Here is a 16,381-nt window from a genome sequence, read left to right on the forward strand (position 1 = left end):
AACGCATCCCGTCGTTGCTAGCGATATCATCGGGTATGGCTGCGGGTATTTCCGTAGCAGGATTTTCAAGGCTCCTCCCGACTGTGCCCGGCGCGCCTGCGCCGGGCACGATTTTCGGCGAGGGGCGGTCAATGAACAGAGTGGGAGCAGGACGATGAAGAACAGGGCACGGGCCGGTGAGGCCGCACGCATGATCGCGCGCAAGGGTGCGCTGGCGCTCGGCCTGTCGTGGCTGGCGCTGAACGCGGGCGCCGCCGCGGCCGAGCCGATGGCGCTGCTGGACCGTAACGGCAGCCGCGTCGCCGTCGAGCCCTATGCCCCCAACATCGTGCGCGTCACCATCGCGCTCGACCCCGCGCTCGCCAGCGCCGCGCCGGGCGAGGGGCCGAATGCGAAGGCCGACGCCACCGGCTGGTCGCACCGCAGCGACGCCTCGGGCGACGTCTTCACCTCCGCCGCGCTGACGCTGACCGTCGACGCCAAGCCCTATCCGCCCGCGCCGACGATGATGGAGCGCTACTTCGCACCCTCGCTGCCGCCGGTCAGCCTTTCGGTGAAGGGTGCCGACGGCACCGTGCTGACGAAGATGACCGGGTGGGAAATGGCCCCCGTCACCGTCAACGGCGAGAAGACCTTCAAGATGGGCGCGACCTTCGACGCGCCGCAGGACGAGCACTACTACGGCCTCGGCCAGAACCAGGAAGGCACGCTCGACCTCAAGGGCCGCCAGATCGACTGCGCCCACAACTATGACGCGCCTGCGGGCGAGACCGTCTGCGTGCCGTTCATGGTGACGAACAAGGGGTACGGCATCGTCTGGGACAACCCGGCGCGCACCACCGTCTGGCCCGGCCTCCACGGCAGCACCCGCTTCCAGTCGCAGGTGGGCGAGCGCGTCTCGTTCTTCGTCATCACCGGCAAGACCGCCGACGAACTCTACGCCGGCTACGCGAAGCTGACCGGCGAGACGCCGCTGCCCCCCAAGGCCGCCTTCGGCCTGATCCAGAGCAAGGCCCGCTACGAGACGCAGAAGGAACTGCTCGACATCGCGCAGGGCTATCGCCAGCGCAACCTGCCGATCGACGTCATGGTGCTCGACTGGTTCTACTGGTCGCGCATGGGCCAGCTCGACATCGACCGCACCTACTTCCCCGATCCCAAGGGGATGAACGCGCAGCTCAAGTCGATGGGCATGCGCTCGATCATCAGCGTCTGGCCGCGCTTCGAGCGGGAATCGCGCTACTTCGACATGCTCGACGCCAAGGGCTGGCTGCTCAAGGACAAGGACGGCAAGTCGGTCGACGGCCTGCCGGTGCGCTTCGACCGCGCCGGTGCGCTGATCGACAGCACCAACCCCGAAGCGCGGGAATGGTTCTGGGGCAAGCTGCGCGACAACATCGCGTCCGAAGGCTTCGACTGGTTCTGGCTCGACGAGACCGAGCCCGATCTGGTGCCGGACAACTACTTCTATTCGGTCGGCTCGGGCGACCGCTATCACAACCTGTTCCCGCTGGTTCACACGAGCGGCGTCGCGGACGGTTCCGCGCGTGATCGCCCCAACTTCCGCAACCTGATCCTCTCGCGCGCGGCCTACCTCGGTTCGCAGCGGACGGGCGGGCTGTTCTGGTCGTCGGATGTGAAGTCCACCTGGGATGCGCTCAAGCGGCAGGTGCCTGCGGGCCTCGGCTTCACGGCGACGGGCCTTGCCTACTGGGGCAGCGACATCGGCGGCTGGCAGTGGCCGAGCGGCCCGAAGGCGCAGCACCCGCTGCTGGTCGATCCGGCGGGCGCGACGGCGATGGGCGCGGACTACACCGATTATCCGGAACTCTTCGTGCGCTGGTTCGAATACAGCGTGTTCTCGCCGACGCTGCGCATCCACGGGCAGCGCCCCGGCACCGCGCTGTGGGAATACGGCAAGGCGGCCGAGCCGATCCTCGCCGAGAACCTGCGCCTGCGCTATTCGCTGATCCCGTACCTCTACTCGCTGGGGCGCGGCACTTACGAGACCGGCGCGCCGTTCATGCGCGCGCTGTTCATGGACTTCCCGAACGACCCCAAGGTCGCGACCATCGGCGACCAGTACATGCTGGGCAAGGCGTTCCTCGTCGCGCCGGTGACCGAGCAGGGCCAGACGAAGAAGTCGGTCTACCTCCCCGCCGGGACCGCCTGGTACGACTACTGGACCAACCAGCGCTACGAAGGCGGCCAGACCGTCGAGGTGGACGCGCCGATCGAGCGTATCCCGGTCTTCGTCAAGGCGGGCTCGATCGTGCCGCTCGGCGTGCAGGTGGAAAGCACCGCGAGCAAGCAGGCGCTGGAGAGCATCCGCGTCTATCCGGGCGCCAACGCGACCTTCACCCTCTACGACGACGACGGCACGACCAACGCCTATCGCGGCAAGAGCGGCGGCAAGAAGGCCGAACTGGTATGGGACGACGCCACGGGCAAGCTCACCAGCCGCCAGCCGCTGCCGACCGGGCAGGCGCTGCCGGGCCTCGTCAGGATCATGGGCGGGCGGTAAGCCTGCTCCTCAAAGCGTTTCAGGAGATTAACCGATGACCGGAATCAACCGCCGCCAGCTTGGCATGGGCCTTGGCGCCGCAGCGCTCGGCGCGGCGCTCGGCGGGCGTGGCGCCGCCGCGCAGGTGCAGGCATCCGCCGCCGCTGCGACAGGGCAGGGCGCTGATGCGCTGTCCTTCCCCGCCGACTTCCTCTGGGGCTGCGCCACCGCCGCCTACCAGATCGAGGGCGGCGTGAAGGAAGACGGTCGCGGCGAGACCAACTGGGACGTGTTCTCCCACACCCCCGGCAAGACCACCGATGGCGGCACCGGCGACGTCGCCTGCGACAGCTACCACCGCTATGCGGAGGACATCGCGCTGCTGAAGGCGCTGGGCGTCAAGGCCTATCGCTTCTCGGTCGCATGGTCGCGCATCTTCCCCAACGGTCGGGGCAAGCCCAACCAGAAGGGGCTCGACTACTACAACCGCCTGATCGACGGACTGCTGGCGGCGGGCATACAGCCGCACATGACGCTGTTCCACTGGGACTTGCCGACCGGCCTCAAGGGCGGCTGGCAGTCGCGCGACACCGCCTATGCCTTCGCCGACTACGCCGGGTACATGGCAGGCAAGGTGTCGGACCGCGTGAAGCACATCATGACGGTGAACGAACTGCGCTGCTTCACCGACCTGTCCTATATGACCGGCGGCAAGGCACCGGGCCTCAAGCTGCCGATGGGCGAGGTCAATCAGGTGCGCCACCATGGCGTGCTTGCCCATGGCCTCGGCGTGCAGGCGATCCGCGCGGCGGCGAAGCCGGGCACCGAGGTCGGCCTTGCCGACAACGCGACGATCTTCGTGCCAGCCATCGAGACGCCCGAGCATATCGAGGCGACGAAGAAGGCCATGCGCGAAGAGAACGCGATGTTCCTCACCGCGATCCTCGAAGGCCGCTATCTCGACAGCTACCTCGCCGCACAGGGCGCCGATGCGCCCAAGGTGAAGGACGGCGACATGAAGGTGATCGGCAGCGCGCTCGATTTCGTGTCGCTCAACATCTACACGCCCAACTTCGTGCGCGCGGCGGATACGCCGAGCGGGTACGAGATCCTGCCGCACCTCGCCAATTCGCCGCGCATGGCCTCGCCCTGGCTCTACGTCGGGCCGGAGGCGCTGTACTGGGGCGTGCGCACCGTCAACGACCTGTGGCAGCCGAAGAAGATCTACATCTCGGAGAACGGCTGCTCGGCGGACGATCCGGTGGCGCAGGACGGCAAGGTCTACGACGCCGATCGCGTGATGTACCTGCGCAACTACCTGACGCACCTCCAGCGCGCCGCGCGCGAGGGGCTGCCGGTGAAGGGCTACTTCCTGTGGAGCCTGATGGACAACTTCGAGTGGGAGGACGGCTACACCAAGCTGTTCGGCATCCACCACGTCGACTTCAAGACGCAGAAGCGCACGCCCAAGCTCAGCGCCGACTGGTATCGCGAGCTGGTGCGCACCAACCGGCTGGTGTGATCGTGGCGCCGCCCCGGAGCATGTCCGGGGCGGCGTGGCGGCCATGTTGCAACGAAAAATGATTGCGCTACCATAATTCGGCGCGGATGGAGGAGTGGATGGTCAGGAACGGGTTACTCGCGGCAGCCGCGATGATCGCATCGGCGCAACCGGCGTGGGCGGCGCAGGCGCAGTCCGCGCGCGAGATCCGCATCGACGTCGCCGCGCCGACCGGGCCGGTGGACCGCTTCTTCGACCTCTCGGTCGGCTCCGACTTTCCGGGCACGCTGATCCGCGAGGACAGCCAGGCGCAGCTCAAGGTCGCCTCGGATGAGCTGGGCTTCCGCTACATCCGCTTCCACGACATCTTCCACGATGCGCTGGGCACCGTGCGCAAGGTGGATGGCAAGGTCGTCTACGACTGGACGAAGATCGACCAGCTTTACGACGGCCTGAAGGCCAAGCGCATCCGCCCCTTCGTGGAACTCGGCTGGACGCCCGCGGTCATGCGCACCTCGCCGCAGCAGCTGTTCTACTGGAAGGGCAACACCTCGCACCCCGACCCGGCGATGTGGCGCGATCTCGTCACCGCCTTCGTGACGCACATGCGCGAGCGCTACGGTGCCGAGGAAGTGCGCCAGTGGTACTTCGAGCTGTGGAACGAGCCCAACCTCGACGGCTTCTGGGAAAAGGCGGATCAGGGCGCCTACTTCGCGCTCTATGCCGATACCGTGCGCACCATCAAGGCGATCGACCCGGCGCTGCGCGTCGGCGGCCCGGCGACGGCGGGCGCGGCGTGGGTGCCGGAATTCCTGAAATACGCCGCCGACAACAGGCTGCCGGTCGATTTCGTGGCGACGCATACTTACGGCGTCGACGGCGGCTTCCTCGACGAAGAGGGCAAGCAGGACACCAAGCTCTCCCCCTCGCCCGATGCCATCGTCGGCGACGTGCGCAAGGTGCGCGGCGAGATCGAGGCGTCGGCCTTCCCCGGCATCCCGCTGTTCTTCACCGAATGGAGCACCAGCTACACCCCGCGCGACTTCGTTCACGACAGCTACGTGAGCGCGCCCTACATCCTGAGCAAGCTCAAGGCGACTGAGGGGCTGGTGCAGGGCATGAGCTACTGGGCCTATACCGACCTGTTCGAGGAACCCGGCCCGCCGCCCACTCCGTTCCACGGCGGCTTCGGGCTGATGAACCGCGAGGGCATCCGCAAGCCCGCGTGGTTCGCGTACAAATACCTCAACGCGGTGAAGGGGCAGGCGCTCGCCACCGGGGATGCGCAGGCGATGGCGGCGGCGGACGGCAAGCGCGTGGCCGCGCTCGTCTGGGATTTCCAGCAGCCGGTGCAGAGCGTCAGCAACAAGCCGTTCTACACCCGCCTCGTGCCCGCGACGCAGAGCAGGCCGGTGACGTTCCGCTTCGCGCATCTGGCCAAGGGCACCTATCGCCTGCAGGTTCGCAAGACCGGATATCGGCTCAACGACCCGCTCTCGTCCTACATCGACATGGGGATGCCCGCCGCGCTCAGTCCCGCGCAACTGGAGCAGTTGCAGCGCGAGACGGCGGACAGGCCGGAGCAGGACAAGCCGATCCGCGTCGGCAGCGACGGCACCGCGACGGTGGAGGTGGCGATGCGCAGCAACGACGTGGCGCTCGTCACGCTCGAACCTGCGGGCAAGTGAGAGAGATACGGGCATGACCATCACCCGCCGCACCATGTTCCAGGGGGCGCTTGCCGGGGCCGCCGTGCCTGCGCTTGCAAACGCCCTCGGAACTGCCAAGACGCCCGCCGCGCCGCATTGGGGCACCGGCGCTGACGGCCAGCGCAAGGCGGATCTCGGCAACGGGCTCTACCGCAATCCCATCGTCTCGGGCGACCACCCGGACCCGACGATCCTGAAGGATGGCGACGTCTACTACATGACGTTCTCGTCCTTCGATTCCTATCCGGGGCTGGTGATCTGGCGCTCGACCGACCTCGTCAACTGGGCGCCGGTCGGCCCGGCGCTGCACCGCAATCTCGGGACGATCTGGGCGGTCGATCTCGTCAAGCATGACGGGCGCTACTTCATCTACATCCCCGCCGACCCGAAGGGCGAGGGCTGGTCGATCTTCGTCATCTGGGCCGACGACATCGCCGGGCCGTGGAGCGAGCCCGTCGACCTGAAGATCAGCGGCTGCATCGACCCCGGCCACATCGTCGGCGAGGACGGCAGGCGCTACCTCTTCACCAACGGCATCCGCCGCATCCGCCTGACCGACGACGGCCTCGCCACCGACGGCCCGCTGGAGAAGGCGTATGACCCGTGGCGCTACCCGGACAACTGGGTGGTCGAGAACTTCGCCCCCGAAGGCCCCAAGCTGCTGCGCAAGGGCGAGTGGTTCTACCTCGTCACCGCGATCGGCGGCACGGCCGGGCCGGTGACGGGGCACATGGTCATCGCCGCGCGCTCGAAGTCGATCCATGGGCCGTGGGAGCACTGCCCACGCAATCCGCTGGTGCGTACCGTCAGCACCGACGAACCGTGGTGGTCGCGCGGCCATGCCACGCTGGTCGAAGGCCCGGCGGGCGACTGGTGGATGGTCTATCACGGCTACGAGAACGGCATGCGCACGCTCGGCCGCCAGACCCTGCTGGAGCCGATCGAGTGGACGGCGGAGGGCTGGTTCCGGGCAAAGGGCGGCGACCTCTCGCTGCCGCTGCCCAAGCCGAAGGGCGGCAGGCCGAGCCCGTCCGCGCCGGGCCTGTCGGACGATTTCGCGAACAACCGCATGGGCGTGCAGTGGAGCTTCCACGCGCCGAAGCGCGGCGAGGCGGAGCGCGCGCGGTATGAGCGGGGCGGTCTGGTCATCGCGGCGAGCGGGAAGTCGCCCGCCGACTCTTCGCCGCTGACCTGCCTCGTCGGCGATCGCAGCTATGAGGCGGAAGTCTCCATCGACCTCACCGGCGATGCCGAGGCGGGCGTGCTGCTGTTCTACAACCACAAAGCCTTCGTCGGCATCGGCTTCACGCCGGACAGGCTCAAGGTCTACGAATATTCCGAAGACCTGCCGTGGGCGGCGGTGCCCCATCAGGCGCGCAGCCTGCGCCTTCGCGTGACCAACGAGGAGAACGTGGTGACGCACCACTACTCCTACGACGAGGGGCGCACCTGGCAGCGGCACGGCACCCGCATGGAGGTGTCCGGCATCCATCACAACGTCTTCGGCGGCTTTCTCAGCCTGCGCCTCGGCATCTATGTCGCGGGCGAGGGGCAGGCGAAGCTGCGGGACTTCCGGTACAGGGCTCTTGGCAGCGTCCGTACCGGCTGACCGTCGCAGCGCAAGGCGACGGTCACGGCGCACCGCCCCCGAACCCTCCTCCGAAGGGGCGGTGCGCCGATGATTTTCCCGGGGGCGAGGTCAGCGCCCCCGGATTGCTCCGCTATCAGCCGGCCGACGCTTTGCGCGTCGATATCCAGTCGTCGACCACGCGTTCGAGCACGGTCAGCGGCATCCCGCCGCCTGCCAGCGCGGTATCGTGGAAGCCCCGGATGTCGAAGCGGCTGCCGAGCGCCGTCCGGGCCTTTTCGCGCAGGCGGGTCCACTCGTTGTGGCCGACCTTGTAGGCGCAGGCCTGACCCGGCCATGCGCAATAGCGGTCCACTTCCGAAGTCGCGCCGCCCTCGGCCCGGCCGGTGTTGTCGAGGAAGTAGCGGATCGCCTGCTCGCGGCTCCAACCCTTCGAATGGATGCCGGTGTCGATGACCAGACGCACCGCGCGGAACAGCAGGCTCTGGTAGAAGCCGATCCGGCCCAGCGGATCGTTGTCATAGGCACCGAGTTCATCGGCGAGCTGTTCGGCGTAGAGGCCCCAGCCTTCGGCGTAGCTGGAGAAGAACAGCAGGTTCATCAGCTTGGGCGCCGCCGCGCTTTCCTGCTGCAGCGCGATCTGCAGGTGATGGCCCGGGATCGCCTCGTGATAGGTCAGGGTCGGCAGGCCGTACTTGGGCCAGTTGGCGGTGTCGGTCAGGTTGATCCAGTAGATGCCCGGCCGCGTGCCGTCGAGGCTGGGCGCATTGTAGTAGCCCTGCGATGCGCCTTCCTGGATCTCGGGCGGCACCCGCTTGATCTCGACGCCCGACTTGGGAAGGCGACCGAACGCCTTGGGCAGCAGCGCCTGCATCGCCGCCATCTGCGTGTTGAGGTGCCCGATCAGCTCGACCTTGGCGGCGTCCGTATTGGGGTAGACGTTGGCCGGGTCGGCGTTCAGCGCGGCCATGCGCTCGCCGACCGTCCCCTTGGTGAAGCCCTGCGATTTCAGCAGCGCGTCAGAGCGCGCCGTCAGGTCCGCGACCTGCTCCAGCCCGATGCGGTGGATCTCTTCGGCGGAGAGGCGGGTGGTGGTGATGTAGTTCAGGCTGTTGGCATAGTACTGCGCGCCTTGCGGCAGGCGCGATACCGAAGCCTCATGCCCGGCCTTGGGCAGCGCGGCCTGCAGGGCGTCGTTCTGGCGCTGCAGGGCCGGATAGACCCGCTCGGCGACCAGCTTCTGCACCCGTGCGCCCCAGTCGCCGGGGATGGAATTCTCCTTCGTGCGCCGCGCGATCGATCCGACGAGCGTGGAGTCGGCGGCAGGCGTGCCCAGCATCCCTTTCTGGAGGCCGATGGTCTTGTTCAGGATGAAATCGGGCGGGATGACGCCGAGGCCGAAATCCTCCTGCATCCGGTCGGTCTCGGCGGCCAGCACGTCGGCGAAGTCGTTGACGCGCGAGACATAGGCCTCGGCATCTGCCGCCGTCTTGATGGTGTGCTGGTTGTCGAGGAAGTCCGCCGTGTTGAGGTAGGCGCCGCCGCCCTGGCTGACGCGATAGATCTGCGGCCATCCGCCCTGGCCATAGGGAATGGCGTAAGTCCTGATGACGGCGTCGAGGTTGGCGGCGATGGTGTCGTAATAGATCGCGTCCTGCGCATTCAGCGCCGCCCGGTCGATCGTGCCGAGCTGCTGCCGCGCGGTGCGGACCAGCTTGCGGTTCTTTTCCTCCTCCTCGCGGGTGGGGATGGTCAGGTGCGATTTCAGCGCGGCGCGGGCGCCGGTGTCGAGGCCGAGCTGCGTCGCCGTCTCGGGCGAGGCGTCGATCTGGGCGTCGAAGTACTTGTCCATGAACAGGGCGAGGGCGGGGTTGGAACCGGCCGAGGGTGCCGCTTTCCGAGCCAGTGCGGGACCGGCTGCCGCGGCGGCGGCGGCGCCTGCCGAAGCGGAAGCGAGGAAGTGACGACGATCGATCATGGAAGCTCCAAAGTGGCTTATGACAGGAGCCTACGTCATGCTTCCCCGGAAAGGCAAACGCCGCCTGACGCCTACTTACGCTGCCCCAGCCCCGTCGCCGCCCAGTAGATGCCGCCCATCAGGTGCGAGAGGTACTGCGGATCGCGGTACATCTCCACGTCATGTCCCAGCGTGGTCACGAAGACGCGGCCCTTTTCCCACGGGTGATGCCACGCGATGGGATGATCCCTGCCCATCGGCCCGGCGACCTGTCCCGGCCAGATGCGGGTGGGATCGTAGCTGCTCTCGTCGATGCCGAGCACGGTGTCGATGCGCACGTTGTAGGGGTTCGCGGTGACGTAGAACTCGTCGCTCCAGATCCAGCGGGCGGGCAGGCCGAAGGCGGCGGGAAAGCCGCTATCCTCCACCGTCACCACGCCGGTCTGGAGCATGGGATGCGTCACGAAGCTGCGGCCCACCATCTGCTCGTACCAGGGCCAGTCCTTCTTCGGCATGATGAGCGCGCGATGGACCACCACGGCGTTGCCGCCGCCGCGCATGTAGCCCTCGAACCCGGCGCGCTGCTTCGCGTCCAATTCCTCGCCGGGGGTGTTGAGGAACATGACGGCGGCATATTGCTTCAGGTCGCCCTCGAAGACCTCCGGCCGGTTGGTCCAGGTCATCTCGAAGGCGTGCAGCTTCGCCAGATGTTCCAGACTGTCGCGCGCGACCGGGATGTACTCGTAGTGGTACTTGTTCGGGATCGCGACGACGAGCAGCTTGTATTGCGGATCGGCCCATGCGCTCGCCGGGAGCAGGCTTGCGGGCAGGGCGAAGGCGAACAGCGCCAGCAGGAAACGGATCACGTCGGTCCTCAGTCGATGCGCGCCGCGTAGAGCGCGTGGTGCGTCAGGATGAACAGCGTCTTCCTGTCCGCGCCCCCGAACACCAGCTGGAGCGGGCGTTCGGGCACGTCGATCCGGCCGATCTCGCTGCCGTTCGCAGCGTAGACGAAGACTTGCCCGTTGGCGACATAGACGCGGCCCTGCGCATCGGTGGCGACGCCCTCGCCGCCGCGCTCGGCGAAGACCTTGAGGCCGGTCAGCGTGCCGCCCGCGCCGACGGTGCCGGTGTAGGTGCGGTTCTCCGATCCGTTGGTGACGAAGACCCGCTCGCCCGGCTTGCCCTGGATGAAGCCGTAGCTGTCCAGCGAGTCCGAGAAGCGCAGGCCGCGATGGTCGGTCGGGCCCTGCGCGAAGACGCGCCATGCGGGCAGCGCCACGCTGCCGTCGGGGGAGCGGTACTCCTGCGCCTTGGGCACGGCCATGTCGCGCGCGAACATCTGGGCCAGCGTGGTGAACTCGTAGGTCTTCGGGTCGAGCTGGTCCCTGAACTCGCCGTTGTTCCACCAGTTGACGGGCAGGACGGTGCTGGAGGTGCCTTTGGCGGTGGGCGTCGGCGCGATCACCGTGACCTCGGTATCCGGCGCGCCGGGCTTCACGCTGTAGACGGAGCCGTTGCGCCCGAAGGAGGACAGCACCAGCAGGTTGCCCGATGCGTCGACCATCAGGTTCACCGGATCGAGCGCGGCGTCGCGCACGATCTCCAGCCTGCCTGCGTCGGACCAGCTCCAGATGCGCTGGAAATGCCGGTCGATGAAGTAGAGTTTGCCGGCCGCGTCCACCGCGCCGCCGCCCGCGGCGTAGAAGCCATCCGCCAGCTTTTCCACTTTCGCGCCGCCGAAGGTGGAGGCGGCGACCGGCACGGGGCTCTGCACCACGTCGAGCACCGCGAACTCCCGCTCGCGCACGTCGATGCCGTGGGTGACGTCGCGGATGGCGTTCTCGAACGGGAACTTGGTGAGGCGCAGGAAGGTGGCGCAGCCATTCTCGTCGCAGGTGCCGACGCCGCTCTCGCCGTTCACGTGGACGTTGCGGAAGCGGATGTCGTGCGAGTTATAGAGCGTTACCGCCGCCGGGGCGGGCTTGCGCGTGCGGGTGACGCGGTAGCCGTGGAAGTTGGCCACGAGGATATTGCTGGAATTGCGGATCTCCAGCGCCACCGCGTCGCCGCTCTCCCCGGCCTCGCCCTCGGTCTGGGGGGCGAGGAGTTCCCAGTTGGACACGCGGTTGAGGCCGATCTCGGTGCGGACGTGGTGCTCGACCGAGGCCTGGATGAGCCGCCCCGGCGTCTGCGTGTCGGAGATGAGGATGCCGGGGTTGGCGAAAGTGCTGGGGCTCCAGACGTTGGCGAACGTGCCGCCGCCGCCCTGCGTGACCCACAGGCTCGCGTACTGGCCGTCCCAGCGCTTCGCCGCGTCGGGGTCGGCGGTGGCGTTGTTGTTGTAGGGATCGAGGCGGGCGCCGTCGAAGGCGTTGGTGCCGTGGCCGTTCTGGAACTTGACGTCGTTGACCATCGAGTTCGCGCCCGCCTTCCACAGCAGGCCGGTGGCGCGCGGGTTCACGCCGCCGGTGTCGAGGCCGATGCCAGCGACGATGGCGTCGCCGCCGCTCGCGCTCTCGACCAGCGCCTTCGGCGCGCCGACGCCCTGCCATGCGGGGGTGCCGTCGGGCAGGACGATGCGCGCAAGGCTGGGGTGGAGGCCGACGAGGACGGTGTCGGGCTTCATGCGCAGCGTGTCGCTGACGCGGTAGAAGCCCGCAGGCAGGTACACGACGCGGTGGCTGTCGATCGCCTTCTGGATCGCGGCGGTATCGTCGGTCGCGTTGTCGCCCTTCGCGCCGAGGATGCGCACGCTCACCCAGTCGGAGACCGGCGGAAGCGCGCGGATCGCCGGGGCGCCGGGCGAGGGCAGGGCGGTGAGCGCCTCGGCGTCCATCTGCGTCCGGTATTCGCCCATCTGGCCGAGCGCGGGCAGGGTCAGGCCGTGAGTGAAGGACGTGACATTGTAGGCTGCGCTCTTGCCTTTCACGGTCTTCCCGCTCTCCCGGAAGCGGGCGAAGACGGGGGTGTTCGCCGCCACCGTGTTCTGGAAGCCGACCTGCATGTAGACGCTGTCGGGGTTGGAGATGACGACGCCCGCCTTCGAGACGTTCTCGAACCGCACGTCCTGGCCCCAGAGCCAGTCGCCGTAGCCCTTGTCGATCTCGATCCCGACCGGCGTGTCGCGGATCGCGACGTTGAGCAGGGTCAGCCCCGCCTCATGCTCGCGGATGGCGGCGTCGCGCTGGCCTTCGAAAGTGGCGTCCACCAGCGCGAAGGGCCACGCGGGCGAGGTCTTCTCGGCCAGGATGCCGTAGCGACCGCCCTTGAAGTGCAGGTCTTCCGCCTCGTTGGCGACGTGGTAGAGCCCGGCGAGGCCCGAGCCGAGGTCGAAATCGACATGGCTGACGAAGCTGTGCTGGGCCGAGTGGAAGCGGATCGCGGTGGCGGCGGGGTTGCCGTCCATGATGCGGAAGTCGATGTTGCCGAGCGCCGAGTAGAACGTGCCGGGGTTGGCGTCCGCCACGTCCTTGTTGAACGGCACCGAGCCCGGCGGCGGGAACGCGACCTCGCGCGTGTCCTTGGGGTCGCGTTCGCGTGGCGAACCGGCGAAGACGAGCATGTGGCCGACGCCGCGCTGGAAGCCCGGGGTCTTCGCGCCGAGCACGATGACCGGGCGCTTCTCTCCGACGCCGAAGATGCGCACGCCCGGCCAGAGGAACAGCGTGCGGCTGATGCGGTAGGTGCCTTGCGGCAGGAACACGATGCCCCCGCCGACGCCCTTGCCCGCCGGGCCTTGCGCGGCCTTGTCGATCGCCTGCTGGATCGCGGCGGTATCGTCCGCGCGCCCATCGCCTTTGGCAGCCACGGTGACGGCGGTGGGCTCGTCCGGCGCGACGGTATAGACGGACGGCGATGCAGCGACCGGCGCGGCGGCCACAAGCGCCAGCGCCATGGTTGAGGCTCCGATCAGTCCGCGTTTCATTTCAGGGTTCTTTCCGTAAGGCAAAAATGTCCCGGCCGCGCGGCCGGGACAGTTCGTGGGGGGTAATCTGTACGATCCCGTTCGTCATTGCGAGCGCAGCGAAGCAATCCACTGGCGAGCCGTCAGGCCCCGGATTGCCGCGGCCCTGCGGGCCTCGCAATGACGAAGGGAAGACGCGAAGGGCAATTTTAGAAATTGAACCTCAGGCCCGCGCGGTAGATGCGGCCCAGCGTGTCGTAGAGCGCGGGGTTGATGTCGAGCCCGGTGTTGGTCTGCGGCGAGGCGACGGGATCCTTGTCGAATACGTTGTCGACCTTGCCGTAGAACTGCAGGTTGTCGCCGAACTTGATCGTCGCGCCGACGTCCACGTAGAACGCGCCCTTCATCTTGTTGTAGTCGATGGTCGGGTGGTTGCCGGTGGAGGCGGGGCAGGAGGTCTGGCAGACGACGTACTGGTTGCCGAAGGTGCCGTCGCTGATCCAGCGCTCCTGCACGGTCAGGGTGAAGCGGTCGCTGTCGTAGGTCTGCACCGCCAGCCACTTCCAGTCGGGCGTGGCGCCGGTGTTGTTGCCCGCCTGATCGATCGGATCGACGCCGGCGACGCCCGCGTTGACGATGAACTTCTGGATGTGCGTCGCCAGCGCGCGGACGGTGAAGTTGCCCGGCAGCCCCAGCGGCTGCTGCCACTGGTAGCTTGCCTCGATGTCGAAGCCGCTGGTCTTCCACGATGCGAGGTTGAACGGCTGGACGTTGACGAAGTTGGTCCCCTGCGCGCCGTCCAGCTGGAAGCCGCCGCAGAACGCCTGATTACCGTCGAAGCAGAAGCGCACGATCTGGTCCGCCGACAGGGTGGAGACCACGCCGTCGAGCTTGATGTGGTAGTAGTCGAACGAGAGGCTGAGGCCCGGCATCCACGACGGACGCGAGAGCACGACGCCGAGTTCGGTGTTGCGCGCGACTTCGGGCTTGAGGGCGGTGTTGCCGATGGTGTTCTGGAAGATCTGGACCGCCACGTTGCGGAACGGATCGTTGAAGTTGGGCACCGTGGTGACGGTGGGCGCGGCGAACAGTTCGGACAGGTTCGGCGCGCGCACGTCACGCGAGGTCACCGCGCGCAGGCGAATGCCGTCGAGCGGGGTGTCCCAGGTGCCGCCGACCTTCCAGGTCCAGACCGTGCCCGACGTGCTGTAGTGCGTGGCGCGCGCCGCGCCGTTGAGGTTCGCGCGGCCGAGGCTGTCGCTGTTGAGCAGCGGCAGGTCGACTTCGACGTAGCCTTCGTAGACCTCGTACTTGCCGCGGCCGTTCTTGTAGTTGCCCGCCGCCCAGTTGCTGCCGAGCGTGGAGTTCAGCAGCGGATCTGCAGGATATTCCGGGCTGTTGGGGCTGAGCGCCGAGACACCCGCGCCGTAGGGATCGGCGTTCACGCGGTAGAACTCGCGGCGGTACTCGCCACCGAACGCCACCGAGACCGGGCCTGCCCAGGAGTCGAACGGGTTGCCCGAGAAGTTGGCGCTGAGCACGTCCTGCGTCAGCTTGGTATGCTGGAACGGGCCGTTGTCATGCGGCGCGACATAGGCGAGCGCGGCAGCGGAGGGGGCGAAGTTGCCGAAGATGTTGATCGGCTGGCACCCGTTGGCGCGGGCCACCGGATCGGCGCAGACGATCGCGCCGTTGAGCGAGATCGCGTTGGTCGCCGCGACGTAGCGGTTCTGCAGCACGATGTCGCGGACGCGGATGTCCGAGATGGTGATGCCATGCTCGTAGTACGCGTCGTAGTTCCACGAAGTCCCCGCCATGTCGAACGCGCCCTTGAGGCCGCCGACGAAGCGGTACTGCTTGCGGTCGGTGTAGACGTGCGGATCGGGGAACGAGGCGTTGCTGGTGCCGAAGTTGAAGCTGCTGATCCCGGCGGCGGTGCAGCGGTCGCGCACCAGTTGCGGCAGGAACGGGTTGGCGCACTGCACCGTCAGCGAGGGGCGACCGTAGCCGGGGCTCGGCTGGTTGTTGGTCTTCACCTGCGCGATGTTGACGGAGATGTAGGCTTCGTTGTTGTCGGCGAAGTCGTAGCCGATGCGGCCGTAGCCGTTGATGCGCTCAAGCTCGGACTTGAGCGATGCGCCCGAGCCCGGCGCGCCGGTCAGGTCGCCGCCGACGCAGAAGCTGTTGCCGCGGAAGCAGTTGCTGACCTGCCCGTTGCCGAGCGGCGCGCCGTTCGACCCGTAGTTGAAGTTGTAGGGCGTGCCGTTGGCGTCGAAGGCGATGCCCTGCAACGGGCCGTTGTTGATGAGGCCGTAGCGCGCGTACTGATACGGCTGCGCGTAGTCGCGATAGTTGAACTGCGGCAGCCCGTTGTTGGTCTGGCCGGTGTTCATCAGCGTGGTGGCGCGATACCAGTCGCGGCTGCCCGCAAGGTCGGTGCCGAAGTCGCCCGCGCCGACGCCGCCTTCGTGGTCGTACTCGCCGCTCAGGACGACATGCAGACGGTTGTCGAGGAACGACTTGCCCCATGCCGCCTGGACGAGCGCGGTCTCGTCGTCACCGTACTTGGTGATGCTGCCGAGGATGTTGCCCTTGAAGCCTTCGAACCGGGTGTCGGTGATGAAGTTGACGACGCCGCCCACCGCGTCCGACCCGTAGGAGGCCGAGGCGCCGCCGGTCACGACGTCCACGCGCTTGACCAGCAGCTGCGGGAACATGCTGATGTCCGGCACGCCGGTCACGTTGGCGCCGACGACGCGCTGGCCGTCGAGCAGCGTCAGCGTGCGGATCGGCTGGAGGCCACGCAGCGAGAACGAGCTGAGACCCTGCTGGCCGCTCGAGGTGCTGAACGTGCCGGTCGACGCTCCGGTCGAGCCCTGGAGCGAGGGCAGCTGCGCGATCGTGGTGAAGATGTTGGGCTGCGCGTTGGCGGTGATCTGCGCTTCGCCGATCACGGTGGTCGGCGTCGGCGCGTTGAAGCCGCTGGTGGTGATGCGCGATCCGGTGACGACGATCTCGGCGGCGGTGCGCTCGCTGACGGCGCTGTCCTCCTGCGCGGGCGGGGGGGCTGCCGGTGCGGTGTCTTGCGCCTGCGCGGTGCCGCAGAGGGCAACCGCTACCAGTGCGGCGAAGCTGACGCCGGCGCGTTGCCGGTGCGCGGTGGTGATCCTGCTCATGAAATCCTTCCCCTTCGATCTCCCCGGCCGCTCCTTTTCG

8 protein-coding genes are annotated in these 16,381 nt (G+C 67.7%); 4 read left to right on the forward strand and 4 right to left on the reverse strand.

Translation table 11 applies throughout. From position 1 onward, the window contains the following. Positions 1 to 154 precede the first annotated feature (154 nt). From LO787_RS17790 to LO787_RS17805, 4 genes are all read left to right on the forward strand, one after another. Positions 155 to 2,524, forward strand: a complete 2,370-nt coding sequence (locus tag LO787_RS17790; RefSeq protein ID WP_420847760.1) for a glycoside hydrolase family 31 protein — start codon at positions 155 to 157, stop codon at positions 2,522 to 2,524. 34 nt (positions 2,525 to 2,558) lie between these two features. Continuing rightward, complete coding sequence (locus LO787_RS17795) at positions 2,559 to 4,025, forward strand: GH1 family beta-glucosidase (protein ID WP_232492325.1); 1,467 nt, start codon at positions 2,559 to 2,561, stop codon at positions 4,023 to 4,025. 62 nt (positions 4,026 to 4,087) lie between these two features. Continuing rightward, the gene (locus LO787_RS17800) at positions 4,088 to 5,692 is read left to right on the forward strand and encodes a GH39 family glycosyl hydrolase (protein WP_338045384.1); all 1,605 of its coding nucleotides are present in this window, start codon (positions 4,088 to 4,090) and stop codon (positions 5,690 to 5,692) included. Positions 5,693 to 5,705: 13 nt separating this feature from the next. After that, entirely contained in the window at positions 5,706 to 7,322 is a 1,617-nt protein-coding gene (locus tag LO787_RS17805; protein WP_232492326.1) for a family 43 glycosylhydrolase, read from the forward strand. Between the two features lie 115 nt (positions 7,323 to 7,437). Here the strand turns inward: LO787_RS17805 and LO787_RS17810 are convergent, their stop codons facing one another. The 4 genes from LO787_RS17810 to LO787_RS17825 form a co-directional block, all read right to left on the reverse strand. Next, positions 7,438 to 9,279 carry a DUF885 domain-containing protein gene (locus LO787_RS17810; RefSeq protein WP_232492327.1) on the reverse strand — a complete coding sequence of 614 codons (1,842 nt, stop codon included), beginning with the start codon at positions 9,277 to 9,279 and terminating at the stop codon, positions 7,438 to 7,440. A 71-nt stretch (positions 9,280 to 9,350) separates the two neighbouring features. Then, positions 9,351 to 10,124, reverse strand: a complete 774-nt coding sequence (locus LO787_RS17815) for a ThuA domain-containing protein (RefSeq protein ID WP_232492328.1) — start codon at positions 10,122 to 10,124, stop codon at positions 9,351 to 9,353. A gap of 8 nt (positions 10,125 to 10,132) precedes the next feature. Further along, on the reverse strand, positions 10,133 to 13,156 hold the full coding sequence (locus tag LO787_RS17820) for a glycosyl hydrolase family 28-related protein (protein WP_232492329.1): 3,024 nt from the start codon (positions 13,154 to 13,156) through the stop codon (positions 10,133 to 10,135). 218 nt (positions 13,157 to 13,374) lie between these two features. Continuing rightward, the gene (locus tag LO787_RS17825; protein ID WP_232492330.1) at positions 13,375 to 16,341 is read right to left on the reverse strand and encodes a TonB-dependent receptor plug domain-containing protein; all 2,967 of its coding nucleotides are present in this window, start codon (positions 16,339 to 16,341) and stop codon (positions 13,375 to 13,377) included. Positions 16,342 to 16,381: the final 40 nt, after the last annotated feature.

The organism is Novosphingobium kaempferiae, from assembly GCF_021227995.1.
Lineage (GTDB): Bacteria > Pseudomonadota > Alphaproteobacteria > Sphingomonadales > Sphingomonadaceae > Novosphingobium > Novosphingobium kaempferiae.

What these genes read in the sequence shown, in the direction of transcription:
- LO787_RS17805 (WP_232492326.1), top strand. Translation starts at nt 5,706, where the DNA reads ATGACCATCACCCGCCGCACCATGTTCCAGGGGGCGCTTGCCGGGGCC.
- LO787_RS17820 (WP_232492329.1), bottom strand. Translation starts at nt 13,156, where the DNA reads ATGGCGCTGGCGCTTGTGGCCGCCGCGCCGGTCGCTGCATCGCCGTCC.
- LO787_RS17795 (WP_232492325.1), top strand. Translation starts at nt 2,559, where the DNA reads ATGACCGGAATCAACCGCCGCCAGCTTGGCATGGGCCTTGGCGCCGCA.
- LO787_RS17810 (WP_232492327.1), bottom strand. Translation starts at nt 9,279, where the DNA reads ATGATCGATCGTCGTCACTTCCTCGCTTCCGCTTCGGCAGGCGCCGCC.
- LO787_RS17790 (WP_420847760.1), top strand. Translation starts at nt 155, where the DNA reads ATGAAGAACAGGGCACGGGCCGGTGAGGCCGCACGCATGATCGCGCGC.
- LO787_RS17825 (WP_232492330.1), bottom strand. Translation starts at nt 16,341, where the DNA reads ATGAGCAGGATCACCACCGCGCACCGGCAACGCGCCGGCGTCAGCTTC.